This window comes from Nonomuraea sp. PA05 (assembly GCF_008086045.1).
Lineage (GTDB): Bacteria > Actinomycetota > Actinomycetes > Streptosporangiales > Streptosporangiaceae > Nonomuraea > Nonomuraea monospora.
The window spans coordinates 175,276-201,319 of sequence record NZ_VSEY01000024.1; the positions used below are offsets into that span (position 1 = coordinate 175,276).

The 26,044-nt window shown below is 71.9% G+C and carries 31 protein-coding genes, 1 tRNA gene and 1 pseudogene; 25 read left to right on the forward strand and 8 right to left on the reverse strand.

All coding sequences use genetic code 11. From position 1 onward, the window contains the following. Window positions 1–44 precede the first annotated feature (44 nt). Entirely contained in the window at window positions 45–632 is a 588-nt protein-coding gene (locus FXF51_RS34185) for a hypothetical protein (RefSeq protein ID WP_148438827.1), read from the forward strand. Here the strand turns inward: FXF51_RS34185 and FXF51_RS34190 are convergent. Continuing rightward, window positions 629–1,624, reverse strand: coding sequence for a zinc-dependent alcohol dehydrogenase family protein (locus FXF51_RS34190; RefSeq protein ID WP_148438828.1), 996 nt, complete (start codon window positions 1,622–1,624; stop codon window positions 629–631). The genes FXF51_RS34185 and FXF51_RS34190 overlap by 4 nt on opposite strands. Window positions 1,625–1,706: 82 nt before the next feature. After that, complete coding sequence (locus FXF51_RS34195; RefSeq protein WP_148438829.1) at window positions 1,707–1,901, reverse strand: hypothetical protein; 195 nt, start codon at window positions 1,899–1,901, stop codon at window positions 1,707–1,709. Between the two features lie 166 nt (window positions 1,902–2,067). On the opposite strand from FXF51_RS34195, the gene FXF51_RS34200 reads away from it, so the two are divergent. The 3 genes from FXF51_RS34200 to FXF51_RS34210 all read left to right on the forward strand — a co-directional run bounded on the left by FXF51_RS34200 (window position 2,068) and on the right by FXF51_RS34210 (window position 3,642). Beyond that, window positions 2,068–2,430, forward strand: a complete 363-nt coding sequence (locus tag FXF51_RS34200; protein ID WP_148438830.1) for a nuclear transport factor 2 family protein — start codon at window positions 2,068–2,070, stop codon at window positions 2,428–2,430. Window positions 2,431–2,458: 28 nt separating this feature from the next. Then, on the forward strand, window positions 2,459–2,674 hold the full coding sequence (locus tag FXF51_RS34205) for an LLM class flavin-dependent oxidoreductase (protein WP_148438831.1): 216 nt from the start codon (window positions 2,459–2,461) through the stop codon (window positions 2,672–2,674). A gap of 68 nt (window positions 2,675–2,742) precedes the next feature. Then, a complete protein-coding gene (locus FXF51_RS34210) occupies window positions 2,743–3,642 on the forward strand; it encodes a GNAT family N-acetyltransferase (RefSeq protein ID WP_148438832.1) in 900 nt (299 codons plus the stop codon). 17 nt (window positions 3,643–3,659) lie between these two features. On the opposite strand, the gene FXF51_RS34215 is transcribed toward FXF51_RS34210, so the two are convergent. Further along, on the reverse strand, window positions 3,660–4,238 hold the full coding sequence (locus tag FXF51_RS34215) for a PadR family transcriptional regulator (protein WP_262380024.1): 579 nt from the start codon (window positions 4,236–4,238) through the stop codon (window positions 3,660–3,662). Window positions 4,239–4,315: 77 nt separating this feature from the next. Here FXF51_RS34215 and FXF51_RS34220 point away from each other — a divergent pair, with 77 nt between their 5' ends. The 5 genes from FXF51_RS34220 to FXF51_RS34240 are packed head-to-tail and all read left to right on the forward strand — an operon-like array spanning window position 4,316 to window position 8,308. Beyond that, on the forward strand, window positions 4,316–5,002 hold the full coding sequence (locus FXF51_RS34220) for a class II aldolase/adducin family protein (RefSeq protein WP_148438834.1): 687 nt from the start codon (window positions 4,316–4,318) through the stop codon (window positions 5,000–5,002). Continuing rightward, window positions 4,999–5,889, forward strand: a complete 891-nt coding sequence (locus FXF51_RS34225) for a VOC family protein (RefSeq protein ID WP_148438835.1) — start codon at window positions 4,999–5,001, stop codon at window positions 5,887–5,889. The genes FXF51_RS34220 and FXF51_RS34225 overlap by 4 nt, the downstream gene beginning before the upstream one ends. Before the next feature lie 2 nt (window positions 5,890–5,891). Next, window positions 5,892–6,674, forward strand: a complete 783-nt coding sequence (locus FXF51_RS34230) for a 2-keto-4-pentenoate hydratase (RefSeq protein ID WP_148438836.1) — start codon at window positions 5,892–5,894, stop codon at window positions 6,672–6,674. Window position 6,675: 1 nt separating this feature from the next. After that, the gene (locus tag FXF51_RS34235) at window positions 6,676–6,876 is read left to right on the forward strand and encodes a tautomerase family protein (protein ID WP_148438837.1); all 201 of its coding nucleotides are present in this window, start codon (window positions 6,676–6,678) and stop codon (window positions 6,874–6,876) included. Between the two features lies 1 nt (window position 6,877). Next, window positions 6,878–8,308, forward strand: coding sequence for an aldehyde dehydrogenase (locus FXF51_RS34240; RefSeq protein ID WP_148438838.1), 1,431 nt, complete (start codon window positions 6,878–6,880; stop codon window positions 8,306–8,308). Window positions 8,309–8,597: 289 nt separating this feature from the next. Here FXF51_RS34240 and FXF51_RS34245 read toward each other — a convergent pair. After that, a tRNA-Pro gene (locus FXF51_RS34245) sits at window positions 8,598–8,674 on the reverse strand. 99 nt (window positions 8,675–8,773) lie between these two features. Here FXF51_RS34245 and FXF51_RS34250 point away from each other — a divergent pair. From FXF51_RS34250 to FXF51_RS34265, 4 genes are all read left to right on the forward strand, one after another. Further along, window positions 8,774–9,202 (forward strand): helix-turn-helix domain-containing protein, encoded by a 429-nt coding sequence (locus tag FXF51_RS34250; RefSeq protein ID WP_148438839.1) that lies wholly within the window; start codon window positions 8,774–8,776, stop codon window positions 9,200–9,202. 65 nt (window positions 9,203–9,267) lie between these two features. Continuing rightward, on the forward strand, window positions 9,268–9,816 hold the full coding sequence (locus FXF51_RS34255; RefSeq protein ID WP_148438840.1) for a hypothetical protein: 549 nt from the start codon (window positions 9,268–9,270) through the stop codon (window positions 9,814–9,816). Between the two features lie 5 nt (window positions 9,817–9,821). Further along, window positions 9,822–10,580, forward strand: coding sequence for a hypothetical protein (locus FXF51_RS34260; protein ID WP_148438841.1), 759 nt, complete (start codon window positions 9,822–9,824; stop codon window positions 10,578–10,580). 6 nt (window positions 10,581–10,586) lie between these two features. Then, window positions 10,587–10,787, forward strand: a complete 201-nt coding sequence (locus tag FXF51_RS34265; RefSeq protein WP_148438842.1) for a hypothetical protein — start codon at window positions 10,587–10,589, stop codon at window positions 10,785–10,787. A 59-nt stretch (window positions 10,788–10,846) separates the two neighbouring features. Here FXF51_RS34265 and FXF51_RS34270 read toward each other — a convergent pair whose 3' ends face one another. Both FXF51_RS34270 and FXF51_RS34275 read right to left on the reverse strand, forming a co-directional pair. Continuing rightward, window positions 10,847–11,260, reverse strand: coding sequence for an ATP-binding protein (locus FXF51_RS34270; RefSeq protein ID WP_148438843.1), 414 nt, complete (start codon window positions 11,258–11,260; stop codon window positions 10,847–10,849). A 16-nt stretch (window positions 11,261–11,276) separates the two neighbouring features. Continuing rightward, on the reverse strand, window positions 11,277–12,047 hold the full coding sequence (locus tag FXF51_RS34275) for a SigB/SigF/SigG family RNA polymerase sigma factor (RefSeq protein WP_148438844.1): 771 nt from the start codon (window positions 12,045–12,047) through the stop codon (window positions 11,277–11,279). 176 nt (window positions 12,048–12,223) lie between these two features. Between FXF51_RS34275 and FXF51_RS34280 the strand changes: the two genes are divergently transcribed. Continuing rightward, on the forward strand, window positions 12,224–12,580 hold the full coding sequence (locus FXF51_RS34280) for an STAS domain-containing protein (RefSeq protein WP_148438877.1): 357 nt from the start codon (window positions 12,224–12,226) through the stop codon (window positions 12,578–12,580). 4 nt (window positions 12,581–12,584) lie between these two features. Here the strand turns inward: FXF51_RS34280 and FXF51_RS34285 are convergent, their stop codons facing one another. Then, window positions 12,585–13,313, reverse strand: coding sequence for a GAF and ANTAR domain-containing protein (locus FXF51_RS34285; protein WP_148438845.1), 729 nt, complete (start codon window positions 13,311–13,313; stop codon window positions 12,585–12,587). Between the two features lie 58 nt (window positions 13,314–13,371). Between FXF51_RS34285 and FXF51_RS34290 the strand changes: the two genes are divergently transcribed. The 7 genes and pseudogenes from FXF51_RS34290 to FXF51_RS34310 all read left to right on the forward strand — a co-directional run bounded on the left by FXF51_RS34290 (window position 13,372) and on the right by FXF51_RS34310 (window position 20,020). Next, complete coding sequence (locus FXF51_RS34290) at window positions 13,372–15,204, forward strand: SpoIIE family protein phosphatase (RefSeq protein WP_262380025.1); 1,833 nt, start codon at window positions 13,372–13,374, stop codon at window positions 15,202–15,204. 106 nt (window positions 15,205–15,310) lie between these two features. Beyond that, entirely contained in the window at window positions 15,311–16,414 is a 1,104-nt protein-coding gene (locus FXF51_RS34295) for a glycosyltransferase (protein ID WP_148438846.1), read from the forward strand. 891 nt (window positions 16,415–17,305) lie between these two features. Continuing rightward, window positions 17,306–17,386, forward strand: a pseudogene (locus FXF51_RS63890) (hypothetical protein); the annotation flags it as partial. 109 nt (window positions 17,387–17,495) lie between these two features. Beyond that, the gene (locus tag FXF51_RS62090; RefSeq protein WP_222871587.1) at window positions 17,496–17,921 is read left to right on the forward strand and encodes a hypothetical protein; all 426 of its coding nucleotides are present in this window, start codon (window positions 17,496–17,498) and stop codon (window positions 17,919–17,921) included. Window positions 17,922–17,942: 21 nt separating this feature from the next. Then, window positions 17,943–18,653 (forward strand): glycoside hydrolase family 16 protein, encoded by a 711-nt coding sequence (locus FXF51_RS34305; protein ID WP_187414720.1) that lies wholly within the window; start codon window positions 17,943–17,945, stop codon window positions 18,651–18,653. 255 nt (window positions 18,654–18,908) lie between these two features. Further along, window positions 18,909–19,052 (forward strand): hypothetical protein, encoded by a 144-nt coding sequence (locus FXF51_RS61115; protein ID WP_187414721.1) that lies wholly within the window; start codon window positions 18,909–18,911, stop codon window positions 19,050–19,052. 101 nt (window positions 19,053–19,153) lie between these two features. Beyond that, window positions 19,154–20,020, forward strand: coding sequence for an alpha/beta fold hydrolase (locus FXF51_RS34310; RefSeq protein ID WP_148438848.1), 867 nt, complete (start codon window positions 19,154–19,156; stop codon window positions 20,018–20,020). A 17-nt stretch (window positions 20,021–20,037) separates the two neighbouring features. On the opposite strand, the gene FXF51_RS34315 is transcribed toward FXF51_RS34310, so the two are convergent. Then, the gene (locus FXF51_RS34315) at window positions 20,038–21,159 is read right to left on the reverse strand and encodes a PucR family transcriptional regulator (RefSeq protein WP_148438849.1); all 1,122 of its coding nucleotides are present in this window, start codon (window positions 21,157–21,159) and stop codon (window positions 20,038–20,040) included. A gap of 76 nt (window positions 21,160–21,235) precedes the next feature. On the opposite strand from FXF51_RS34315, the gene FXF51_RS34320 reads away from it, so the two are divergent. The 4 genes from FXF51_RS34320 to FXF51_RS34335 all read left to right on the forward strand — a co-directional run bounded on the left by FXF51_RS34320 (window position 21,236) and on the right by FXF51_RS34335 (window position 25,508). After that, window positions 21,236–22,153 (forward strand): proline dehydrogenase family protein, encoded by a 918-nt coding sequence (locus FXF51_RS34320; protein ID WP_148438850.1) that lies wholly within the window; start codon window positions 21,236–21,238, stop codon window positions 22,151–22,153. After that, window positions 22,154–23,779 (forward strand): L-glutamate gamma-semialdehyde dehydrogenase, encoded by a 1,626-nt coding sequence (pruA, locus tag FXF51_RS34325; protein WP_148438851.1) that lies wholly within the window; start codon window positions 22,154–22,156, stop codon window positions 23,777–23,779. A gap of 128 nt (window positions 23,780–23,907) precedes the next feature. Continuing rightward, window positions 23,908–24,888: a GlxA family transcriptional regulator gene (locus tag FXF51_RS34330; RefSeq protein ID WP_148438852.1), complete on the forward strand. Its 981-nt coding sequence runs from the start codon at window positions 23,908–23,910 to the stop codon at window positions 24,886–24,888. Then, window positions 24,885–25,508, forward strand: coding sequence for a DJ-1/PfpI family protein (locus FXF51_RS34335; RefSeq protein ID WP_148438853.1), 624 nt, complete (start codon window positions 24,885–24,887; stop codon window positions 25,506–25,508). Before FXF51_RS34330 ends, FXF51_RS34335 begins: the two co-directional genes overlap by 4 nt. The last annotated feature ends 536 nt before the right edge of the window (window positions 25,509–26,044 follow it).

The following is a 26,044-nucleotide window of genomic DNA, read 5'->3' on the forward strand; positions in this document are numbered from 1 at the left end:
ACGAAAGTTAACCGGATTCGGTGGGAACGGCTATGGTGGCGATCATGTCGCGACGTGCCCTGGGCGTCTTGCTGGCGGTCCTGACCGCCACCGGTTGCGCGCAGCCCACCGCGCACACGACGACCTCGCAGACCAGCCCTCAGAGCAGCCCTCAGACCGGCGCGCCTTCCGCAGGACCGCCGGGCTTCACGGTGACCGATGACGGAACCGGTCTGGACGTGTGCTCCCTGATCTCCGCCGAGCGCATGGGCGACATCTACGGCGCCTCCGGCGTCACGGCCACCAGCGCCGAACCACTCCGGGGCAGCCAGCTCGGGGGCTGCGTCTACACGCTCGGCGGCCTCACGGTGGACGTCGGCCTGTACCCCCTGGACCCCACGATCAACGGCGCGGCCCAGATGGCCGAGGAGTTCACCTACGGCAAGGGCACACCCATCGCGGACCTGGGCGACGCCGCCGCCGTGGCCACCTACGACGACAGCGACCCGAAACTGGCCGATCTCGCGGGCAGCGGGCGGCTGGTCGCGGTCGACCACGACGCGATCCTCGTGATCGACGGCCCGGAGGCGGCCGTGGAGCACTTCGAGGAGGTCGCGAGGGAGATGTGGCCCAGGATAGGCTCGCTCTACTAGACGGTGACCACGATCTTGCCCACCTGCGCGTTCGACTCCAGATACCGGTGCGCCTCGACGATCTCCGCCAGCTCGAACGTGCGGTCCACGACCGCCCTGAACGCCCCGGACCGCAGCCCGGAGTTCACGAACGCCGCCGCCCTGCGCAGCCGCTCGGGCCTGGTCGTCGTCTCCAGCATCGTGTACGTCCGCATGGCCAGCGCCGGCATGCCGAGCTCGATCCCCGGATAGGGCGTCGGCTGCCCGCTCAGCGCCCCGTACACCAGCAGCGTGCCGTCGTCGGCGACCGCTCTGGCCAGGTCGCGCACGCCGGGTCCGGCGACCGCGTCGAGGACGAGTTCGGCGCCGCGGCCTCCGGTGGCCGCCAGCACCCGCTCCACCACGTCCTCCCCCTCCCCGGTGACGATCACCTCGGCGGCGCCCTCCTTCAGCAGCGCCTCCTTCTTGGCGGCGGTGCGCGTGAGGGCGATGGGCGTGGCGCCGAGCCGGTCGGCCACACGCAGGGCGGCCAGCCCCACACTGCTCGAAGCCGCGTTCAGCACGACCGTGTCGCCTGGCCGCATCCCGCCGGCCTCCATCAGCGCGCCGTAGGCCGTCACGTACGCCATCCACACGGCGGATCCCTCGACGGCGCCGAGCCCCTCCGGCCGCCGCAGCACCGCCGTCGCGGGCACGATCATCCGCTCGCCGTACACCCCGTAGTCGTTCATCGAGAACGTCTGCACCGTGCTGACCGGCTCCCCAGGCCGCAACCCCGTCACCCCTGCCCCGACCGCCTCCACGACGCCGGCGGCCTCCGTGCCGAGCGTGGCGGGGAACCTCTTCACCGGCTCGATGTACAGGCCGGAGCGGAACAGCGCCTCCGCCCGGTTCAGCCCGAACGCCTCCACCCTGATCCGCACCTCGCCGGGCCCCGGGTCACGCACCTCCACGTCCTGCACCCGCATCACCCCGGGCCCGCCGAGCTCGCTGAACAACACCGTCCTGGCCATCGCACAGTCCTTCCGTCACAGAAATGGCCGGACCACTTCAGCACGGAAGTTCGATGGCTGTCAAACTTTGACGGCTATCGTCCTAGACTGGGCGCTTGGCGCCCGACTCGCCGTCGGCCAGCACCCCGCTGAACTGCGGCGTGCGGACGACCGTCGCGGCGTTGGCGTTGCACTCATCCGACGTGCCCGCCTGCGCCGGTGCGGGGTTCAGCACCAGCACCGCACCCACGGCGGCGGCCGCGGCGGCGGCGCGGCGAGTCCGGGTCCGGACCTTCATAGGTTCCTCCTGTCTACGGGTGATCGTGGACGTGCTGCTCACCAGCATCGGCTCCACGCCCCCTCCCGTCCACCCCGAATCTCCCTTTTCTGCTAGTTGCGCCCCGCACCTGGTCCCGTATCGTCCCCACCACGAGACGATCCCGATCACGTGAGGGAGAACCGCCATGTCCGTCAACGCGGTACGGCACGTTTTCCAGGTGGTGGACTCGTTCGACGCCGACGAGTTCGCCAAGCTGATGACCGAGGACGCCACGCTGATGTTCGCCAACGCCGAGCCGCTCGCCGGCCGCGAGGCCATCGCCGCCGGGATCCGCGAGTTCTTCACCACCATCGGCGGCCTGCGGCACCGCATCGTCAGGACGTGGGAGGCCGGCGACGACAGCATCGCCGAGACCGAGGTGACCTACCGGCGGCTCGACGGCAAGGACGTCACCGTCCCGGCCGTGTCGATCTGGCGCTCCCGCGACGACGGCCTCATCACGGACTACCGCATCTACATCGACCTCACCCCGGTCTACGCCCCATAACCGCCGGCTGTACCAGCAGGTGCCGGACATGAGCCGCCTCGAACTCGGCACCGGCATCCCGCCCCGGCGCGACTCGCTGGTCCTCGCCAAGCAGGCCGCCGGTCTGGACGTGCTGAGCGGCGGCCGGCCGCTGCTCGGCGTGGCGGGCGGCTACCCGCAGCCCGAACCGGCCGCGCCGGGGGTGCCGAGGGCCTGGCCCGCCGCCCTGGCCAGGCTGGAGAGGTCGGACGCCTTGCCGGGCTGAGCCGCTTCCCTGGAGCGGCACGCTTCCCTCCCCCGCTGACGATCTTCGCCGCGCCTAGACTCTCGGGCGTGGAGACCAGTGTGCGGGCCGCGGAGCCGGACGACCTGCCGGCCGTGCGAGCGGTGGCCCGGCGGTTCGGCCTGCTGAGCGGATGGCCCACCGGCTCGCCCGACTTCCTCGACGCCGAGCGTCTCTTCGGCACGCTGCTGATCGCCCCGGCCCAGGCCCGCGACGGCGGAGGCGAACCGGGCGGCGGTGGCGAACCGGGCGGCGGTGGCGACAACGGCGGTGGTGGCGGCGGCGGCGGTGGCGGCGGGGTCGCGTGGGGTTTCGGCGGGACGATGCGCAGAGGCGACCTCACCCACCTCGGCGACCTCTTCGTCCTGCCCGCCCACCAGTCATCGGGCCTCGGCCGCACCATGCTGACCCAACTCCTGTCCGGGGACGGCCCCAAGGTCACCTTCGCCTCGTCCGACCACCGCGCCATGGCCTTGTACGTCCGCCACGGCCTGCGCCCCTGGTGCCCGCTGCTCTACCTGTCCGGCCCGGCGACAGGCCTGCCCGCCCCGCCACCCACCCGCGTGACCTCCCCTGACGGCGTCGCCTCCCTGGACGCCCAGGTGTCGGGCGGCGCCCGTCACCGGACCCTCTCCTGGTACGCCGCCCAGCCCGGCGTCACCACGTACACGACCGGGGCGGGCTACGCGCTCACCCGCACCACCGCGAGCGGGACACTGATCGGCCCGGCGGGCGGCGCCGAACCGCAGGACTGCGCGCACGCCGTCCTCGGCGCCCTGGCCACCGCACAGGGCACGGCGAAGCTGGCCCTGCCCGGCACGCACCCTCTCCTGCCGTCGCTGCTCGTGGCCGGCTGGCGCATCCACGACATGGACACCCTCATGGCCGACGACGCAGCACTCGCCCTGATCCGCCCCGACCGCTACGTGCCCCACCCTGACCTGGGATGACCTGGGCGGGTGAGCGGTCAGCCGTCCTCGGCCAGGAGCCGCAGGCCTTCGCGGGCCCAGTCCGCGCGAGCCTGCGCGACGGCCATCTGGCCCTTGAAGACGTGCGCCTTCAACCTGGCGATGCGTTCGTGCTCGACCGGCGGCCGGTTCTTCAGCCGCTCCTTGATCAGATCGGTCTCCTTGGCCAGCAGCGCCTCGCTGTGCGCCCGCCACTCCGCGATCAGCTTCTCCTGCTGGGCGACGTAGGTCTCCAGCACGGACGCGGCCCGCTCCGGCTCGACCATGTCGAAGAAGAGCGCCTGTAGGAAGAACGCGTCCCGTACCGGCGGCGCGGCGTGCTCGGTGCCCACCCAGGCGCGCAGTTCCGCCAGCCCGCGCTCGGTGATCGAGTAGACCCTCCGCCTCAGCTTCGTGCCGCGGATCTCCTGCTGGCCCTCGATCAGGCCGGCCTGCTCCATCTGCCGCAGCGCCGGATAGATCTGGCTGTGCGGGGCGGACCACACCCAGCGCGGGGCGGCCTCGAAGAAGCGGGTCAGCTCGTACCCGTTCATCGGACGCGCCTCCAGGACGCCGAGCAGCGCGTGCTGAAGCGACATGCCCCTCAGCATAGGGAGCCTTGGAACATGTATCGAGATACATGTATGGTCCTGCCTGATCACCAAGGAGGCCCATCATGAGCACAGAGCCGGCGGATGCCGGACAAGCGCTGGCGGACGTGCGGCGGGAGCTGGCGGCGGCCGGAAAGGCGCTGGCGGCGGCCGGGCTGGTCACCGCGTTCGGCCACGTGTCGGCCCGGCTGCCCGGCGACCGCCTGCTCATGACCCCGCCCGCCCCCCTGGGCACCCTCACCCCCGCCGCCCGCTACGCGGAGGTCCCCCTGGACGGCGCCGCCCTCCCCGAGGGCACCCCCCGCGAGGCGTGGATCCACGTCGAGATCGCCCGCGCACGGCCGGGCATCGGCGCGATCTGCCGCGCGCAGCCGCCCACCGCCACCGCGCTGGCCTCGGCCGGCGTGCCGATCCTGCCGCTGCACGGCCAGGGCGCGTTCCTCGGCCCCGAGGTGCCCGTCCTGGACGACGCCGTCCTGGTCCGCGACCGCGCCAGGGGCAGGGCGCTGGCCGAACGCCTGGCCGCGGCCCCCGCCCTGGTGATGCGCGGCAACGGCGCCGTCACCGTCGGCGCGAGCGTCGGCGAGGCCGTCGCCCTGATGTGGGTGCTGGAGGCCAGTGCCCGCATGAACGCCACCGCCGCCGCGGCAGGCACCCCCGTCCCCATCACGCCCGCCGAGCAGGAAGCGTGGCGGGCCGTGCGATCCGAACTGTCCGACCGCATCTGGTCCCATCTCCGGGAGTCGTCATGATCGAGTTAACCGACATCGCCTACGTCCGCTCCGGCGCCGCCGACCTGGACAACGCCGTGCGCTTCGCCGTGGACATCGTCGGCATGGAGCTGACCGCCCAGGAGGACGGCGTGGCCTACCTGCGCGCCGACCAGCGCCACCACTGCCTGGCCCTGGTCGAGGGCGAGTCGGGGGTGATCAGCTCCGGCTTCCTCGTCCGGGACGAGGACGCGCTGGCCGCCGCCGAGACCGAGCTGGAGAAGGCGGGCGTCAGCGTCGCCCGCGGCGGCGCGGAGGCCGCCCGCTCCCGCCGGGTCCGCGACCACATCGCCTTCGACGACCCCTTCGGCAACCGCATCGACCTGGCCATCGACCAGGTCACGCTGACCGCGCCCGTGCACGGCGGGCGCGCGGCCGGCATCACCGAGTTCGGCCACCTGTGCCTGGACGCCCCGGACGTGCGCGAGGCGTACCGCTTCTGGAACGGCCACTTCAACGCCCGCGTCTCCGACTGGATCGGCGACTGGGCGTGCCTCATGCGCATCGACCCCGTCCACCACAAGCTGGCCGTCTTCCAGGGCAGCCAGCCGGGCCTGTGCCACATCAACTTCCAGGTCGACTCGCTGGACGACGTCATGCGCAACTGGCACTTCCTGGAGGCCAACGGCGTCGAGATCGAGATGGGCCCCGGCCGCCACCCGCAGTCCACGGCCGTCTTCGTCTACTTCAAGGGCCCTGAGGGCATCACGTACGAGTACTCCTGGGGCGTGCGGCTCATCACCGACGAGGACGCGTGGCGTCCCCGCTACTTCGACCCCGCCGAGGTCGGCTCCATCGACATGTGGCAGGGCCCGACCCGCCGCGTGCACACCCAGCCCCAGATCCGCCGCCCACTCGAACAGAGCTGACCATGACCGACTGGACCATCGAACGCACCGCCGACGTGCTGCTGGAGGCGGAGCGGAACCGCGCCGACCGCGGCCCCATCACCGCCGAGTGGCCGGGCCTGGACCTGGCCACCGCCTACCGCGCGCAGGACGTGCTGCTGGAGCGCAGGAAGGCCGCCGGTGAGACGGTCATCGGCGTGAAGCTGGGCCTCACCTCGCGGGCCAAGCAGCTCCGGATGGGCATCGACGCGCCGCTGACGGCGTGGCTGACCGACGCCATGGTGCTGCCCGCAGGGGAGAACGTGCGGGTGGACGAGCTGATCCATCCCCGCGTCGAGCCCGAGATCGTGTTCGTGCTCAAGGACCGGCTGGCCGGTCCCGGCGTCACGGCCGCCTCGGCGATGGCGGCGGTGGGCGCGGTGCACGGCGGGTTCGAGGTGATCGACTCCCGCTACCGCGACTTCAAGTTCACGCTGCCGGACGTGGTCGCCGACAACGCCTCCTCCGCCCGGTTCGGCGTCGGCCCGATCGGGCGGGCGCCGGACGGGCTGGACCTGTCCCTGCTGGGCTGCGTCCTGGAGGTGGACGGCCAGGTCGTGGACACCGCCACCGGCGCCGCCGTCCAGGGCCATCCCGGCGAGGCCCTGGCCCTGGCCGCCAACTCCCTCGCCGCGCGCGGCCTGGCCCTGGAGGCCGGGTGGATCGTGCTGACGGGCGGGATGACGGACGCGGTGCCGCTGCGGCGCGGCTCGTCGGTGACCGTACGCTTCGCCGGGCTCGGCGGGCTCACCGTGGCGGGGGTGTGACATGCCGCTGGTCGAGGTGACGCTGTCGGAGGGGCGCGAGCCGGCCGCCATCCGGGCGCTCATCCACGAGGTGCACGCCGCCGTCGAGCGCTCGCTGGGCGCCCCGGCGCAGAGCATCCGGGTGATCGTACGCGAGGTGCCGCGCACCCACTGGGCGGCCGGCGACGAGACGCTCGCCGAACGAGACTCCCGAGGAGGCTGACATGGAATTCTTCGGACATGTGATCGACGGCGCGGAGGTGAAGTCCGCGAGCGGCGAGACGTTCGCCAGCGTCGATCCGTACACGCGGGAGCCGTGGGCGGAGGCCGCGCTCGGCGGCGCCGCCGAGGTGGACCGGGCGGTCACGGCGGCCCGCCGGGCCTTCGACGAGGGGCCCTGGCCGCGCATGAGCCGCGCCGAACGCGGCCGGCTGCTGCACCGCCTGGCCGACCTCGTCCTCGCCAACCTGGACGAGCTCGCCCTGGCCGACACCCGTGACATGGGCAAGCCGATCGCCCAGAGCCGCGGCAAGGACGTGCCGCGCGCCGCCGACAACTTCCGTTTCTTCGCCGACCACGCCCGCCTGACGCCGGCCGAGTCGCTGCCCATGGACTCCGGCCACCACGCCTACACCCGCTACGACCCCGTGGGCGTGGCCGCCGCCATCGCACCGTGGAACTTCCCGCTCATGCTGGAGTCCTGGAAGATCGCGCCCGCGCTGGCCTGGGGCAACACCGTCGTCCTCAAGCCCGCCGAGGACACCCCGGCCTCCGCCACCATCCTGGCCAGGCTCGCGCTGGAGGCGGGCCTGCCGCCAGGCGTGCTGAACGTCGTGCACGGCCTCGGCCCGGACTCCGCCGGCCAGGCGCTCACCGAGCACCAGGGCATCGACCGCATCACCTTCACCGGCGAGTCCGCGACCGGCCGCGCCATCTCGGCCGCCGCCGCCCGCCACCTGGTGCCGGTCAGCCTGGAGCTCGGCGGCAAGGGCGCCAACGCCGTCTTCGCCGACGCCGACCTGGACAAGGCCGTGGACTGGTCGCTCAAGGCCATCTTCACCAACGCCGGCCAGGTCTGCCTGGCGGGCTCCCGCCTGTACGTGCAGCGGCCGGTCTTCGAGGAGTTCCTGGCCCGCTTCACGGCCGCCGCCGAGGCCATGCGCCTGGGCGACCCCAAGCAGGAGAGCACCGAGATCGGCCCGCTGGCCTCGCAGACCCACTACCGCAAGGTCCGCGGCTACGTCGAGTCGGTCGCGGACGAGGGCGGCACCGTGCACTCGGGCGGCCTCGGCGACGGCTGGTTCGTCCGCCCCACGATCGTGACCGGCATGCCCGCCACCGGCCGCCACCAGCGCGAGGAGATCTTCGGCCCGGTCGTCACGGTCACCCCGTTCGACACCGAGGACGAGGTCGTGGCGCTCATGAACGGCACCCGCTACGGCCTCAACGCCATGCTGTTCACCGAGAACCTGTCGCGCGCCCACCGCGTCTCCGCCCTCCTGCGCGCCGGGACGGTCTGGGTGAACTGCTTCTTCATCCGCGACCTGCGCGCCCCGTTCGGCGGGGTGGGCGACTCGGGTGTCGGCAGGGAGGGCGGCACCTTCAGCCGCGAGTTCTTCACCGAGCCGAAGGCCGTCGTCATGCAGATCGACTGACCTTCGGTCCCGGGATCACGCGCACCGGCGATCAGCCCGCGAGGCACGATCGCCGGTGCGCCTCCGGCCGGGTCCTGGACTCAAGCGGCGGCGGGCCTGGCCAGGATGGAGGTGGCTCACCTTCGACACTCCGCTCGCCACAGGCAGCGCAGACGACGTCGATCTCCAGGGCCCGGGCGCGCTGGACCGTATCGGCCGCAGGCCTTGCCGTGACAGCCCACGACCGGCCGCCTGATGTGCGAAAGGGTGTCACCCTGATGAGTGACACCCTGATCGACCAGAGAACTTCTGGTCGGGACGACAGGATTTGAACCTGCGACCCCTTGACCCCCAGTCAAGTGCGCTACCAAGCTGCGCTACGTCCCGGCTGTGCTGTGTCGGCCGCCCTTACGGGGCGAGACGTCATAACCTTAGCGCACATCGGACGTGCACGCGTACACGGAAAGCGGGAGCGGAGGCGGCCAGGTGGGGCGGAAGCCGACCATTGATCGCGAGGAGCTGGCGCGGCGGGTGGCGGAGGGGATGAGCGTTCAGGAGCTGGCCGCTCACTTCGGCGTCAGCGAGTCCGGGGTGCTGCAGGCGAAGCGGGCGGCCGGGCTGGCCAAGCCGATGCTGGACCACAGTGCGGCGCTCCCGTGGAAGGTGGCCCGCGCGCACACCCAGTCCGGCCCGGCCACGAACCTGCGGAACCTGTCGGCGGCGGCGCAGGGCAGGCCGCCGGCGGCGGAGCGGCTGAACACGGCGCTGCGGTGGGCGCAGCGGCTGGTGGAAGCCGGGCTCGACGTGCGCTACGACGCCGCGGAGGGTTTCACCGAGGTGCCCGCCGCCTCACAGGGCTCACATGTAGCAGACATGCTGGCTGCGGCCAGGAAAGCGCTTGACGCCCGCCGATAAAGGCGTTTCGACCTGCCGTTCGAGGGCAGTCGCTGGTCTCGACACAGAGACCGGAGGCGAACATCATGACCACCTGGGCATGGGTGGCCGTCGTCGTGGTCGCGGTGGTGGCGCTCGCCGCAGTCGGTTACTTCGTGCTGCAGCAACAGAAGCGCCGCACCCACCTCCGCGAACGCTTCGGCCCGGAATATGAACGCATAGTCGCCGAGCACGACAACCGCCGCGAGGCGGAGCAGGAGCTGCTCAGCCGCGAGCAGCGCCATGCGGAGCTCGACATCCGCCCCCTGACGCAGGAGTCGCGCGACACCTACGCCAACCGGTGGACCGAGGTGCAGGAGCGTTTCGTGGACGCACCGGGGTTCGCGGTGACGGAGGCGGACCAGCTCGTGACGGCGGTCATGGCGGAGCGCGGCTACCCCACGGAGAACTTCGAGCAGCGGGTGTCCGACCTGTCGGTGGGTCACGCCGCGACGCTCGACCATTACAGGACGGCTCACGAGATCAGCGGGCGCGCGGCCAGGAAGGAGGCCTCCACCGAGGATCTCCGCCAGGCCATGGTGCACTACCGCGCGCTGTTCGAGGAGCTGCTGCAAGAGACCACCCGAGGACGGTGAACGATATGAGCAGCGACGAGCTGAAGGTTCCGTCGCAGCACCAGCGCAATGACGTTCATGACCACGACCACGACCGCGAGGACGACAGGGACCGGCTGACGAACGATCCCGTGGACGGCGAGGAGCTCGCCCGCAGCGAGGCCAGGACCGAGGACCTGTCGCGGTACGAGGACGATGACGAGACCGTCCGGGACCGCCGCGCCGACGACGAGTACGCCTCGGTGCCCGCCGCTCCCGTCACGGGCGCCCCCGTTCCCGGCGTCGGCGTCACGGGCGCCCCCGTCGCCGCCGGCCCCGACGCTGGACCCGAAGCCGTGGCGGACGACGAGGCCCCCTACCGGGACCCGTACGCCAGGACCGACGGCGACATGCTCGCCGAGCCCGACCCGGCGCACGCCGCCCCCGGCTCGCACGCCGCCCCCGACGACATCGTGCTGTTCGACCAGGACCCCGCCGAGGTGCAGGCCCGCTGGCGCGACCTGCAGTCCTCGTTCGTGGACGACCCCGGCGAGGCGGTGCAGCGGGCCGACGGGCTGGTCAGCGAGGTGGTGGACTCTCTCACCAGCACCTTGAGCAGCCGGACGAACGCCCTGCGCGACCGCTGGAAGGAGACCGGGAGCAGCGCCGACACCGAGCAGCTCCGGCTGGCCCTGCGCGACTACCGGACCGTCCTGGAGCGGCTGCTGGCGCTGTCCAGCAAGTCTCCGGCGCAGCCGGCGCAGGCCTCGCAGCCTGATCCGTACCAGAGTCAGGAAATGAGGTGACATGACATGCTCGCAGTCGTAGCAGCGATCATCTTCGGGCTGGGCTTCCTGCTCGACCTGGTAGGCGCGTCCATTCCCGGCGGGATCTCCGGCATGACGTTCGTCCTGCTGGGGCTGACCCTGCTGGCCCTGCACCAGGCAGGCGTCGGCACGGCCAGCATCCGCACGGGTTACAGCAACTGGCGCGGCGGCAGAGCCCGCCGTTGAGCGGACACATGAGATCGCCGGGTGGCATCGAGCCACCCGGCGATCTGCCGTTCGGGACCTCAGCCCTTGCCGGGGAACCTCATGATCACCGTGCTGCCGCCGCTGCCGACGCGCAGGGTCAGGTCGGACGAGAGCAGCCGCGCCACCCACAGCCCCATGCCGCCCACGGCGCCCGGCATCGGGCCCGGCTTCCAGGCGCCCTCGTCGTGCACCTCGACGATCAGGTCGCCGCTGATCACCCAGGTGCGCATGCGGCCGTCGTCGGCCCCGTGGGTGACGGCGTTGGTGGCCACCTCGTTGACGGCGATGACGAAGTCGCCGATGGCCTCTTCCGGCATGCCGACGCCACGGGCCTCTTCCTCGGCGAACTGCCGGACCTCTGGCAGGTCCGGCAGCCGGAAGCGGAGTGTCTTCACGGGCGCGCCGGGTGGCGGGCTCGTGTAGCCCGACTGAGGCTCGACGTCCTCGTTCACCCGGCGACCGCCTTCGTCAGCCGACCAGCTCGGAGCGAAGCTGGTCGAGAACCTTGCGGAGAATACGCGAAACATGCATCTGAGAGATTCCGAACTCGGCTGCGATCTCGGCCTGCGTCATGTTGCCGAAGAACCGCAGCAGCAGGATGTGCTTCTCGCGGGAGGGCAGCGCGTCGATGAGCGGCTTGACGGCTTCCCTGTCGACCATGTTGCTCAGCGTGTCGTCGTCCTCGGGGATGACGTCGCCGAGCGAGGCGGCGTCGTCGTCGGTGCCGAGCGGCGCGTCGAGCGACAGAGTGCTGTACGCGGCGGAGGCGTCGAGCGTGAGCAGAACGTCCTCCTCGCTGATGTTCATCTTCGCGGCCAGCTCGGCCACGGTCGGCGAGCGGCCGAGGTCCTGGCTGAGGTCGGCCACGAGCCGGTTGAGCTCCGAGCGGCGCTCCTGGTAGAGCCTCGGCACCCGGATGGCCCAGGTGCGGTCGCGGAAGTGGCGCTTGACCTCACCGGTCATCGTCACGACCGCGTACCCTCTGAACGCGTGGCCGAGGGTGGGGTCGAAGCCGTTGACGGCCTTCATCAGGCCAACATACGCGGCCTGGAGGAGATCTTCCAAAGGTTCGCCGCGATAACGGTAGCGGCGGGCGATCTCCATGGCGAGCGGCCGGTGCATCTCGACGATGCGCTCGCGCAGACGCTCCCTGTGGCTGTCGAGCGTCTCCTCCCTGACCATCTCGGCCAGGAGTTCTTCCGCGGTCATCTCCTCGAGGACGTATTCCTGCACAGCCATCGCTGCTCCTCATATGGGTCGCAGGCGGCCTGCCGCAAAAGGAAAAAGCCCATGCAGAGGCACGCCTCGCTCTACTCTCGAGACCGAAGCCCTCTGCTGGACTTCGGCTCCAGTATCCCCCATGCGGCGACAAGTATTCGCCGAACGTGTGGTGACAGTAGGGTTGCTCCGTGACAATGCCGGAGAACGGCGAGGAGCCAGTGGCGGCCCTCAGCCTGACGTCGACGACCGTGGACGACATCACCGTGGTCAGGGTCGACGGCGTCCTCGACGCCACGACACGAGCCCAGTTCGCCGACTATCTGGCGATGGCGGGCTCGGACCTCATCCTGGACCTGGCCGGGGTGACATTTATGGATTCGCGCGCCCTCGGGCTGATCGTGCATCACTGGCAGACGAGCCTGTCGGCGGGCGCGAAGTTCGCCCTGATAGGCGTCGAGTACTCGAAGTCCAAGGTGATGTGGATCACTGGCCTGGCTCAGCGCCTGCCGCTCTACGACACGCTGGAGGACGCGCTGTCCGCCATCAAGTAGCCGGCTAGCGCTTCGACTTCGACGACGACTTGCGCTGGTGCTCGTCGACCAGCAGCCTGGCCAGGTCTGCCACCTTGACCTGGTGGTGCTGGGAGATCCTGCGCAGTTCCTCGAAGGCGGCCTCCGCGGTGCATCCGCTGGTCTGCATGATGATGCCCTTGGCCTGGTCGATCACGGAGCGGCCGGCCAGCGCCTCCTGGAGCTGCGCGTGGTCGGTGCGCACCTCCTCGAACTCCCACATGTTCGCCATGGCCACGCCGACCTGCTCGGTCAGCATGTCGGCGAGGGAGCCGGCGCCCTGCGGGGAGAAGGCCCCGGGGCGTACGGAGTAGAGGCCGACGACGAGCAGGGCGGGCGGCACCTCGATGGGGACGACGAGCGCGGAGCGCACGCCCCAGCGGGTGGCCAGCGCGTCGTAGCGGGGCCAGCGGGTCTCCTTGAGCACGTCCGTCACGGTGGAGCGGCCCCCGCTCTGCCTGGCCTCGATGGAGGGGCCCTCCCCCAGCTCACGCTCGCCCTCGACGAGCATGATGAGCTCGCTGTGCGATCCGGAGACGAGGACCCGGTGGTCGCGCCAGTGCTCGGCGGAGGCGCCTGAGCAGTTGGGCACGCCGGTGGCCAGCGCTGTGGTCAGGCCGCGCAACACGCTTTCCGTCGAGGTGTCCTCTCCCAGCCGGCCCAGTGCGGCGAGGTCTCTGGCGAGTCCAGGGGTGATCATCGCGGTCGATTCCATAGCAACAAGCTTCTACCCCTTATGGCTAGCATTATCCCGAGTGGCGTAGCGTCAGACCATGACCATGCCGGACCTCGAACACGCGCTTGACGCGCTGGCCGGGCGCGTCTCCTCGCTGCGTGAGGCGAGGGCCGCCTACCCCACCGACCTGGCGCCCACGCTGGACGCCGCGCTCGCCGAGCTCGACACCGCCGCGGAGCTGCTGGCGGAGGCCCGTGAGGAGCTGCGCAAGGCTCCCAAGCGGGCCCCCAGCCGCAAGGACGGCGGGCAGCGGGAGCTGAAGCTGCTGCGCCAGGTGCTGCGGGCCTTCCCGGTGCCCGTGATCGTCCTCGACGGCGGCGGCGTCGTCCGCCGGATCAACCCCGAGACCTCCCGCGTGCTGGGCAGCCCCGACGGCTACCTGGTGGGGCGGTCCTTCCCGCTGCTGGTGGACGTGTCGCGCCGGGCGGCGTTCCGCTCCCACCTGACGTCGGTGCTGCAGACCGGGCAGCCGGCGGCGTTCGAGACGCGGCTGGCGCACCAGGGGCGCACGCACACCGTCCAGCTCGCGCTGACCCGGCTGACGATGCCGGGCGAGCCGCAGCAGATGGTGGCGGCGGTCGCGCTGCCGACCGAGGTGCAGTTGCCCGAGCCGGGCGCGCGCCGGCCGGAGCTGAGCGACGGCGCGCTGCTGCTGGCCGCGGCCAAGCGGCAGGACCTGCTGACGCGGATGGGCAGGCTGCTGCTCGACGAGGAGGCGCTGCTGCGCCCCGTCGTGCTGCAGCGGGCCTCGCGGCTGCTGGCGGCCGAGTGGGCCGACTGGGTGGTCGCCGACATGGTGCGCGACGGGGCGCCGCGCCGCTCGGTCGTCATGGCGCCGAAGAACCACCCGCTCGGCGGCCTGGTCCGGCAGGTGGAGTCCGCCGACCCGGCGGCCAGCCAGCTCGTGCTGCAGGTGCTGGAGCGCGGCTCCGGCATGGTGCTGGAGATGGTGGACGACGACTCGCTGCTCGGCTTCTGCGCCGACGGGCCGCTGCTGACCGTGATGGGCGCGGGCTCGGTGCTGTGCGTGCCGATCGGCCGCGGCGACGGGGTGCTGACGCTGATCCGGGCGCACGACAGGCCGCCGTTCGCGCTGGCCGACCTGGCCGTCCTCCAGGAGGTGGGGCTGCAGATCGGGCTGGCCGTACGCTCCCAGAACAGCTTCCAGAGCCGTTCCAGCGCCGCCGACGCCCTGTCGGCCAGCGTCGCCCCGCGCAACCTGCCCGACGTGCCCGGCTACGAGGCGGCGGCCGTCTACCACCCCGGCTCGTCGGTGGGCGCCGAGTTCTACGACGTGTTCCCCGTCTCGGGCGGCTGGGGTTTCGCGCTGGGCGGCGCCGCGGGCAAGGGCGAGGAGGCGGCCTCGGTCAGCGCCATGGTGCGCGGCGGGCTGCGCGTGCTCAGCGTCTGGGAGTCCGACCCCGACCTGGTGGTGCGCAAGGTCAACGAGGCGCTGGTCACGCAGGGGACCGGCATGTTCGTGATGGCCGTGGCGGGCTTCGTGCAGGGGCGGCGGATCCGGCTGTCGTCGGCCGGGCACCATCCGGCCGTGCTGCTCCAGTCCGACGGCGGGGTGCGCTTCACCGAGGGCGGCGGCGTGCCGCTGGGCATCTCGCCCGAGGCGGAGACCGGCGTGGAGACGCTGACGATCGCTCCCGGCGAGACGCTGGTGCTCTACTCGGAGGGGTTGATCTCCTCCAGGAACGAGCACGGCGAGCCGTACGGGGAGGAGCGGCTGGCCGACGTGCTCAGCAGATGCGCAGGTCAGGCGCCGTCCACTGTGGTCAAGGCGGTGGAGGCGGACCGGCACGCGTTCTCCGGCGGCCAGGTTTGGGATGAGATCGTGGTCTTCGCGCTCCGGGGTGTCTGATCTGCGGGGGTTTGCGATCGACGGAAATCTGGGTATGGTCGGAGACGTAGAACGACGTGCCTAAGACGCAGGCACACCTTCAAGGCTTTCCACGCTGAGGTGTGCCATGAATATTGCGATCGTCGCTTCCGCGAACGGTAACCAGCGTCACCGCATCCTGTCCGTCGCACGGGAGCTGGGGCGCGATCACCACGTCACCATCTACTCCCGACGTGACAACGCCGATGGCAAGCCCAAGACGCGGGTGGCCCCGGGTGTCACGCTGGAGCACATCGACGTGGGCCCCGCCAAGGAGCTCACGGGTGACGAGGTGGCGCCCTACCTCAACGAGGTCGGCAACCAGTTGATGAAGCGTTGGAGCCAGGAGCGTCCCGACGTGATCCACGCGCACTCGTGGACCGGCGGGCTGGTCGCGGTGACCGGCGCCAAGGGTCTCGGCGTTCCCGTCACGCAGACGTTCCACACGGTGGACACCACCCACATGGAGCTGGAGCGGGCGCTCGGACGCCGCGCCAACGCGGTCATCGCGGGCTCCGGTGACGAGGAGTCGGCTCTGATCAGGCTGGGCGTGCCGCGCGGCAACATCGCCGTGGTGCCGTACGGCGTGGACACCGAGCGCTTCCAGCGCCGCGGCGCGATCGCCACGCGCGGCAGCCGCAAGCGCCTCCTGCACGTCGGGCCGCTCTCGATCGACCGCGGCGCGCACACCATCGTGCGGGCGCTGCCCGGCCTCGGCGACGTCGAGCTGGTCATCGCCGGCGGGCCCGAGCCCGAGGACCTCGACCAGGACAGGGACGCGCGCCGCCTGCGCGCGCTGGCGGAGCAGCTCGGCGTGGCCGACCGCGTGACGCTGCTCGGCCAGGTGAAGCGGGCCGCCGTGCCGAAGCTGATGCGCAGCGCGGACGCCGTGGTGTCGGTGCCGCGCGACGCGGTGACGGGCATCGTCGCGCTGGAGGCCATGGCCTGCGGCGTACCGGTGATCGCCTCCGCCGTGGGCGCGCACCTCGACTCCATCATCGACGGCGTCACCGGGCTCCTGGTGCCGCCGGACCGGCCCGCCCGCACCGCGCGGCTGGCCCGCGAGCTGCTCTACGACCCCACCCTGCGCACCGCGCTGGGCTACGCGGGCGCCGATCGGGCGCGTTCGCGCTACTCCTGGGAGCGGGTGAGCCAGGAGCTCGTACGCGTCTACGAGGCGGCCTGCGCCTGACCCCCTCGATACTCCGGCAGGTGGCGGTGGCCACCTGCCGGCGCCATTTCCAGGCCCATTCCGGTGTGCAGGGTGACGCGCATGGAGATCGGAGAGGCACGATCACTGGCCCACGCCCTCCAGCGGCTCGTCGACGACGCGCACACCGTGATCGACGAGTCCCGTCCGGTTGCCGCCCTGGTGGCCAGGGTGACCGGGCACCTGTCCTGCACGATGAAGGACCTCGTGGTCGTCACGCAGACGTTCGGCAACTGGGAGCACGCCAGCCTCCAGCGCGGCGTGGACGCCTACCTCGCCGGCCGGGGCGAGCCCGCCTGGTACGGCGTGTCGGGACACGGCCGCGAGCACAACGACACCATCGACCTCCTGACCGCGGCCGGCCGCGGCGTCGAACGCTTGGAGATCGGCGCCGTCGACTACGCCACCGCGGCGACCGGCCCGGACGAGACCATCGAAGTGGTGACGTTCGGCCTGGTCGGAACGGCCGCGCCGGACGGCGCGCCGGTCGTGCTCTGCCTGCGCGGCCCGGCCGAGCAGTTCGGCAGGGAAGGCTGCAGGATCGAGGTGCTCGCCACCTCCCGGGCGCGCGCCACCGCCACCCGCGAGGAGATCGAACGGCTGATGCGCCGCCACGACGTGCTGCGCGGCCAGATCCTCACGTTCGGGCTCTCCGAGCATCGGGGCAACAGTCTGGTGACGTTCCTGCCCCGCCCCGCGCTCGGCCCCGCACAGGTGATCCTGCCGAAGGGGGTGCTCGACACCATCGAACGGCACGTGGCGGGCATCGGCCGGCACACCGAGGCGCTGCTGGCCCGCGGCCAGCACCTCAAGCGCGGCCTGCTGCTGCACGGCCCGCCCGGCACGGGCAAGACCCACACGGTGCGCTACCTGATGGGCCACATGCCGGGCGTGACCGTCGTGGTCATGGCCGGCACCGCGCTGCGCTTCATCTCCGACGCCGCCGCCCTGGCCAGACGGCTGCAACCGGCCATCGTCGTGGTGGAGGACGTCGACCTGGTCGCGCACGAGCGCCGCTTTCCCCGCCGAGGGCAGCCCGCTGCTGTTCACGCTGCTCGACGCGATGGACGGGGTCGGCGCCGACGCCGACGTCACGTTCGTCCTCACCACGAACCGCCCCGACCTCCTGGAGACCGCCCTGGCGAACCGGCCAGGCAGGGTGGACCTCGCCGTCGAGGTCCCCAGACCCGACGCCGCCTGCCGCTCCGCCCTGCTGCGCCTGTACGGCGCCGCCCACCTGGCCGGACCGGACCTGGAACAGCTGGTGGCCGGGACGGAGGGCATGACCGCCTCGTTCTTCAAGGAACTGCTGCGGCGGGCCGTCCTGGCGTCCCTGCGCGAGGACCCCGCCCCCGGCATGCCGGACGCCTCCCACCTGACGTCCGCGCTGGAGGAGATGCTGCACGGCCACGAAGCCCTCACCCGCTCCATGCTCGGTGCGCCCCGCTCACGAGTGACTGATGGGACAGATGGGTTGTTATCTCCGTGAGATGTTGCTTCGATGGTCGGCATGCCTACACGCAGACCGATCCTGGCGGCGGTGGCACTCGCGGGTGTCGCCGCCCTCCCCCAGACCGCGCACGCGCAGACCTCGTGGGGCAGACCCGTCCTCGTCGAGAACTTCAACGGCTCCGCCATCGACACCAGCCGCTGGATGATCTACCACTCGCCCCAGGCCGCGCGTAACCCGCGCACCGGCAAGGCCGCCTCCGTCTCCAACGGCGCCCTGCGCCTCAAGGGCGGCAGGTACGGCGGCAAGGACCTATCCGGCGGCGTCGCCACCCGCCTCGCCCAGGAGTACGGGCGTTGGGAGGTCCGGTTCAAGGCGGAGGCGGGCGCCGGGTACACGCCGGTGGCGCTGCTCTGGCCCGTCTCGCAGGACGACGGCTACTCCGAGGTCAACTTCGCCGAGATCGTCGACCCGCGGCGGCAGGGCGGCGGGATCTTCGTGCACAGCGAGCAGGGGCGCGCCAGGAAGGCGCTGCGGGGGGACTTCACGCGGTGGCACACGGCGGCGGTGGACTGGCTGCCCGGGCGGCTGACGTTCTGGCTGGATGGCAGGAAGGTGTGGGAGTACCGGGGGAGGCATGTGCCCGAGGGGCGGAAGATGGGGCTCGCCCTGCAGAACGACGTGGTGTGCGAGCCGCGCTGCCGGGACTCCTCGACGCCTGACACCGTGTCGATGTACGTGGACTGGGTGAAGGTCTACAAGGCTCGCTAGCGCAGCTCCTCCGCGGCCGCTGCGCCGGGCCGTCGCCCGCGACCGTGGTCAGCCGGGCCGTGTCGTCCTCGGCCAGTCGCGCCTGATCCAGCAGGCGCGCCGCCGGCGCGCGCACCTGCGCGGGGTCCCCGGGGGTGGGGTCGCCCGCCAGTCCGAGAGTCTCCCGGCCGCCCGGTACGCAGCGGGCGCGGCCCGGAGTTCAACGATCAAGCCCCCGTCGGGCCTGACCTTCGGGTACGCGGGCAGGAAGCTTCCGTGAACCTCCTGAGCAGCCTCGCCCTGGTCGCGCTTGTCGTCGGCATGGCCATAGCCCTCACTCAGCGAGTGTGGCCGGTGGCGCTCCTGTGTCTCGGACTGTTCCTGGCTCTGCTCGCCGAGGCAGGCCTCATCGTGACATGAGCGGATAAGGTCCGAGTCGTGGCCGAGTGCGCCGGAGACGACCGATGACTTTCGCCGTCTCCCCCGGTCTCCATCTTCGGTTCATCGACAAGGAGTGACACATGACCGAACCCAGAAGCCACACCCTTGAGGTGCCCGGCGCCACCCTCGCGTACGACGTGCGGGAAGCCCAGGGCGGCGGCGAGCCGATCCTGCTGATGATCGGCTCTCCGATGGACGCCAGCGGCTTCACCACCCTGGCCGGCCACTTCGAGGACCGCACGGTGGTGACGTACGACCCGCGCGGGGTGAGCCGGAGCAAGCGCACGGACGGCCTGGCCGAGTCGACGCCCGAACTGCACGCCGACGACCTGCACCGGCTGATCGACGCGATCGGCGGCGGGCCGGTCGACATCTTCGCCAGCAGCGGCGGCGCGGTGAACGCGCTCGCGCTGGTGGCCCGGCATCCCGGCCAGGTGCGCACGCTGGTGGCGCACGAGCCGCCGGTCGCCAAGGTGCTGCCGGACGCGGAGCGGGCGATGGCCGTGATCATGGACATGCGGGAGACGTACGAGCGGGAGGGCTTCGGGCCCGCGATGGCGAAGTTCATCGCGACGACGAGCCACACCGGCGAGTTCCCGGCGGATCCGAAGGAGCTGCCGGTGGCGGATCCGGCCATGATGGGCCTGCCGACGCAGGACGACGGCTCGCGCGACGATCCGCTGCTGGGGCAGAACCTCATCACGTGCACGCACTACGAGCCCGAGTTCGAGGCGCTGCGGGGGGCTTCGACGCGTGTGGTGATCGCGGTGGGTGCGGAGTCGGAGGGGCAGATGGCGCGGCGTGGGGGTGAGGGGGTGGCCGAGCGGCTCGGTACGAAGCCGGTGATCTTCCCCAGCAACCATGGAGGGTTCATGGGGGACGAGTTCGGCATGCCGGGCCAGCCCGAGGCCTTCGCCGCCGCACTGCGCCAGGTCCTGGACGCGTAACCCCCGGGCTTCGGTGATCACGGCTGGTCGTGCGGGCGGAGGCGGGCCGCCTTCAGTCCCAGGTGCACGGCCAGCCGGTCGTCGCCGTCCGACAGGTCGCGGTGGATGAGCCGCTCCGCCTTGCCCAGCCGGTAGTAGAGCGTCTGCCGGTGGATGCCCAGCTCGGCCGCCGTCTTCTGCACGTGCCCGCCCCGGTCGAGGTAGACCTCCACGGTCTGGGCCAGCTCGGCGTCCAGCGCCGCGGTCTCGGCGGACAGCTCGCGCAGGTCGGCCTGGCCGAGCCGGGCCAGCAGGCGGTGCACACCCAGGTCCTCCCACCGGGCGATGGGCGCGTGGCGCGGGAAGTGCTCGGCGATGCGCAGCGCCTGGCGGGCCTCGCGCCAGCTCAGCCAGGCGTCGGCCGGGTCGGTGCGGGTGGCGCCGATGCCGGCGGCGGTGCCGTACGCGCTCTGCATGGTCTGCGCCACCTCCCCCGCCAGGTGGGCGGGGGCGAGCAGGGCGACGGGCGAGCCGGCGCGGGCCAGCACGCCGCGCGGCAGCGTCCAGAGGGCCGCCACCCGCTCCTGCGACTCGCGCACGGCGATGGCCGCGACCGGGCCCGGCACCTCGATCGAGGCGCCGGCCCGCTCCTCCGGGTCGGCCGAGAGCAGGGCGCGCAGGCCGCGTCCGAGGTCCTGGCGGCTCCTGGCCTCCTGGGCGAGCGCGGCGGCGGCCCGGGCCACGAGCGGGGCGGCGGCGGCCAACCGCTCGTCGGTCAGCCCACTGGGACCGGCCCGCTCGCCCGACCCGATCTGCCCGCCAGAGCCGGTCAGCTCACCGGAGTCGAGCAGCCACAGGTAGCCGTAGGTGACGTCGGCGTGGCGCAGCGGCCAGCAGACTCTGGCCAGCACCCCGAGCTCGGCGTCCGCGGGAATCCTGACGGGCCCGTTCGCCCGGGCGATGCCGTAACGTTCGAAGTACTCGCGCACCTCGCCCGTAGCGCGCCGCCGCAGGATGGACTCCTGGCGGACCGTGTCGATGTCGCCGTGCTGCGCGCCGTACGCGAGCAACCGGAACGAGCGGTCCTCCAGCGTCGCGGACGCCCCCAGCCGGGCGGCGATCTCATCGACGATCTCTTGTAGGTCAGCCGAGTTGTGCATTTGTATGACAGCCTGCCACAACCGGCGTTACGCGCGTCGATGGCCCCCTCTGAGCTGCGGTTTCTAGACTGAACGCATGCTGGGTCAACTGCTGCTCGCCGCTTCGAGGAGCGGCGTCGTACGCCGTACCGTGTCAGGCTTCCCCCTCACGAAGAGGGTCGTGAAGCGCTTCGTCGCGGGCGAGAGCGTCCAGGAGGCCCGCGCCGCGATCGAACGGCTGCGCGACGCGAACCTCGCCGTCACCGTGGACCACCTCGGCGAGGAGACGCTGGACGCGCGGGCCGCCGAGGACACCGCCAACGCCTACATCACGCTGCTGCAGGCCGTCGAGCCGCTCAAGCTGGGCGCCCGTGGCGAGGTGTCGGTGAAGCTGTCGGCCGTCGGGCAGCGGCTCGACGACTCCATGGCGCTGGAGCACGCCCGCGAGATCTGCGCCGCGGCGGCCGCCAACGGCTCGACCGTCACGCTCGACATGGAGGACCACACCACGATCGACTCCACGTTGTCGATCCTGCGCAAGCTGCGCGAGGACTATCCCGCGACGGGTGTGGCGATCCAGGCGTACCTGTTCCGCAGCGAGCAGGACTGCCGCGACCTGTCCGCGGAGGGCTCGCGCGTGCGGCTGGTCAAGGGCGCCTACCGCGAGCCTGCGTCGGTCGCGCACCAGGGCAAGCCGGACGTGGACAAGGCCTACGTGCGATGCCTGCGGATCCTCATGGCGGGGAAGGGTTACCCCATGGTGGCGACGCACGACGACCGCATGATCGCGATCACCGAGCTGCTCGCCGACCGCTTCGGGAGGACGATCGGCGACCACGAGTTCCAGATGCTCTACGGAATCAGGACCGACCGGCAGGAGGCCCTGGCCGGGGCCGGTCACACGGTCCGCGTGTACGTCCCCTACGGCGACGACTGGTACGGCTACTTCATGCGCCGCCTGGCGGAGCGTCCGGCCAACGTCGCCTTCTTCCTTCGTGCCCTTGGGGGTAAGTAAATGGATGCCATCAGCAACGTCCCCGTGCCCGCGAACGAGCCTGTGCTCGGCTACGCGCCCGGCAGCGCCGAGCGGGAGACGCTGGAGGACCGCATCAAGGAGCTGGCCGGCGCGTCGCTCGACCTGACCTTGACCATCGGCGGTGAGCAGCGGCTCGGCGGCGGCGCCCCCATCGACGTGGTGCAGCCGCACAACCATGCCTCCGTCCTGGGCCGTACCAACGACGCTACGGCCCAGGACGTGCAGGACGCGATCTCGGCGGCGCTCCAGGCGGCGCCGGCGTGGCGGTCGCTGTCGTTCGACGAGCGGGCGGCGATCTTCCTGAAGGCGGCCGACCTGCTGGCGGGCCCGTGGCGGGCGACGCTGAACGCGGCGACCGTCCTGGGGCAGTCGAAGTCGGCGCAGCAGGCGGAGATCGACGCGGCGTGCGAGCTGATCGACTTCCTGCGCTTCAACGTGGCCTACGCCCGGCAGCTCTACGCCGACCAGCCGATCTCCTCGCCCGGCGTGTGGAACAGGATGGAGTACCGCCCCCTTGAGGGGTTCGTGCTCGCGATCACGCCGTTCAACTTCACCGCGATCGCCGGCAACCTGCCGACCTCGGCCGCGCTGATGGGCAACGTCGTGGTGTGGAAGCCGTCGCCGACGCAGCAGTTCGCGGCGCACTTCACGATGCGGCTGCTGGAGGAGGCGGGGCTGCCGCCTGGCGTGATCAACCTGGTGACGGGCAACGGGCAGGCCGTCTCCGAGGTGGCGCTGGCGCACCCGGCGCTGGCCGGCATCCACTTCACCGGCTCGACCGCGACGTTCCAGCACCTGTGGCGCACGATCGGCACCAACATCTCCGCCTACCACGGCTACCCGCGTCTCGTCGGCGAGACCGGCGGCAAGGACTTCGTGCTCGCGCACCCCTCCGCCGACCCGGCCGTCCTGACGACGGCGCTGGTCAGGGGCGCGTTCGAGTATCAGGGTCAGAAGTGTTCCGCGGCGTCGCGGGCGTACGTGCCGCGCTCGCTGTGGAACCGCATGCGTGACGACTTCGTCGCCACCGCCGAGTCGCTGACGGTGGGCGACGTGGCGGCCGACCTGTCGACGTTCATGGGCGCGGTCATCGACGCGCGGGCGTTCGCCAAGCACAAGGACGCGATCGACCGGGCCCGCGCGGCCTCGAACATCGACGTGCTCACCGGCTCCTACGACGACTCCGTCGGCTACTTCGTCAAGCCGACCGTCCTGGAGTGCGCGGACCCGGCCGACGAGATCTTCGTCAAGGAGTACTTCGGGCCGATCCTCGGCGTGCACGTCTACGAGGACCGCGACTACGACCGGGTCGTGGACCAGATGGAGAACGTCTCCCCGTACGCGCTGACCGGGTCGATCATCGCCCAGGACCGGTACGCCATCGCGGCGGCGGCCGAGCGGCTGCGCTTCGCGGCGGGCAACTTCTACGTCAACGACAAGCCGACGGGCGCCGTCGTGGGCCAGCAGCCGTTCGGCGGCGGGCGCGCGTCCGGCACCAACGACAAGGCGGGCTCGATCTTCAACCTGACGCGGTGGGTGAGCGCCCGCGCGATCAAGGAGACGTTCGTGCCGCCGACCGACCACCGTTACCCGCACATGGGCTGAGTTCCCATCGCCGCCGAGAGCCCCCGGGGTCCTGCCCCCGGGGGCTCTCGCCGTCTGCGGGGGCGGTGGCGTAATCTGCAATATTCGTGTCGTTGACGCCATCCCGGGGCACGGCCAGCATGAGAGACATGCAGCGACGTATCCTGATCGTCGTCTTCCCCGGCTTCCAGCTCCTCGACATGGCAGGCCCCGCCGACGTGTTCGGCACGGCGGCCCTCCTCTCGCCCGGAGACGGCTACACGGTGGAGGTGGCGTCCCCCGGCGGCGGCGCCGTGTCCGCGGGGAACGGCGTCACGGTCACGACCGGCGCGCTCGGCGACGTCACGGGCCCGCTGGACACGCTGCTGGTGGCGGGCGGCCTGAGCGTGCCCGAGCACGTCCAGGACCGCGAGCTGATCGCCGACGTCGTCCGCCTGGCGGCCGGGGCGCGGCGGGTGGCGTCCGTCTGCAACGGCGCGTTCCTGCTGGCGGAGGCCGGCCTGCTGGACCACCGGCGGGTCACCACGCACTGGCTCGCCGCCCGCGAGCTGAGCAGCCGGTACGGGGACGTCGAGGTCGACCCCGACCAGCTCTACATCGAGGACGGCGACGTCTGGACCGCCGCAGGCGTCCTGTCAGGCGTGGACCTGGCACTCGCGCTGGTCGCCAGGGACCACGGCCACGAACTCGCCACGAACGTCGCCCGCGGCCTCGTGGTCTACCTGCACAGACCGGGCGGGCAGAGCCAGTTCAGCACCCCGATGCGGGCGATGACGCCGCGCAGCGAGCCGCTCAGGGAGTTGCAGGCCTACATCGACGCGAACCCGTCCGCCGACCTCAGCGTGCCCGCCCTGGCCGCCCGCGCCGGCATGAGCGAGCGGCACTTCTCCCGCGTCTTCACCGAGCAGACCGGCCTGTCACCCGGCCGGTACGTCGAACGCAGCCGCGCCGACACCGCCAGGCGGCTGCTGGAGGTGACCGGTCTCCCCCTGACCGCGGTGGCCAGGGAGGCGGGCCTCGGCACGCAGGAGACGCTCTACCGGGTCTTCCGCCGGCACTGGCGGATCTCGCCCGGCGACCACCGCAGACGATTCCACTCCACTTCCAGGGAAAGGCCACGGGGCACATGAACATCGCCATTCCGCTCTATCCGCGGTTCACGGCGCTCGACGCGGTTGGGCCGTACACGGTGCTGGCCTTCGCGCCGGGCTGCACGGTCACCTTCGTGGCCGGCGAGGCAGGGCCGGTCGCCGACGACCACGGCACGCTCTCGATCACCGCCACCGCCACCTACGCCGACCTGCCCGCACCGGACGTGATCGTCGTCCCGGGCGGCAGCGGCACCTTCGACGCCCTCGCCGACGAAGCCCTGGTCGGGTGGATCCGGCAGGCGCACGAGCACACCCGGTGGACGACCTCCGTGTGCAGCGGCTCGCTGCTGCTCGGCAAGGCGGGGGTGCTCGAAGGGGTGCGGGCCACCTCGCACTGGGCTGTCCTGGACGAGCTCAAGCGGTACGGGGCGGAGCCGGTGAGCGAGCGCGTGGTGACCGCCGGGAAGGTCGTTACGGGGGCGGGGGTGTCGGCGGGGATCGACATGGCTCTGACGTTGCTGGGGCGGGCTGGTGGGGCGGAGGTGGCGGAGAGTGTGCAGCTTTTGATCGAGTACGATCCGGAGCCGCCGTTCGACTGCGGGTCGGCTGAGAAGGCGACGCAGGAGATGATGGGGCGCGCCCTGAGCCTGCTTCCCTGACGGGACTCGCCCGGCTGAGGTCGGGGTCGGGTTTATCGGGGTAGCACACGCCCGCGTCCCGCACGCCTGGGTCCTGCACTCCTGGGTCCTGCACGCCTTATCGCGCGCGCCCGGGTCCCATAGGCCCGTATCGCGCACGCCCGCGTCGCCCACGCCCTGATATCCCGCACGCCCCCATCGCGGACACCCGCATCGCGCACGCCGGGCATCGCGCACGCCGGGTCGCGTACGGGGCAGGCGCCCCCGTCCCTCCAGCCCGGGACGAGGGCGCCGCCCCTCCGGGCCCTATGTCCGGTGGGCCCGGAGGCCTGCCGCGCACCTGACGCGCGGACCGCCCCTGCACGTATGGGCAGCGGCGCCGCCGAACATCGCCCGCTCCGACGGCGGCGCCGCGCCCGGTATCCCGGCCCGCGGCCCTCCCCGCGAACCGGCCCCCAGCCCAACCGACGACCCTGCCCGCGGCCCATCCCGCAGACGGGCCGGCCACCTGACCGGCAGCCCAGCCCGCAGACTCGCCCGTAGACCCACCCGCACCT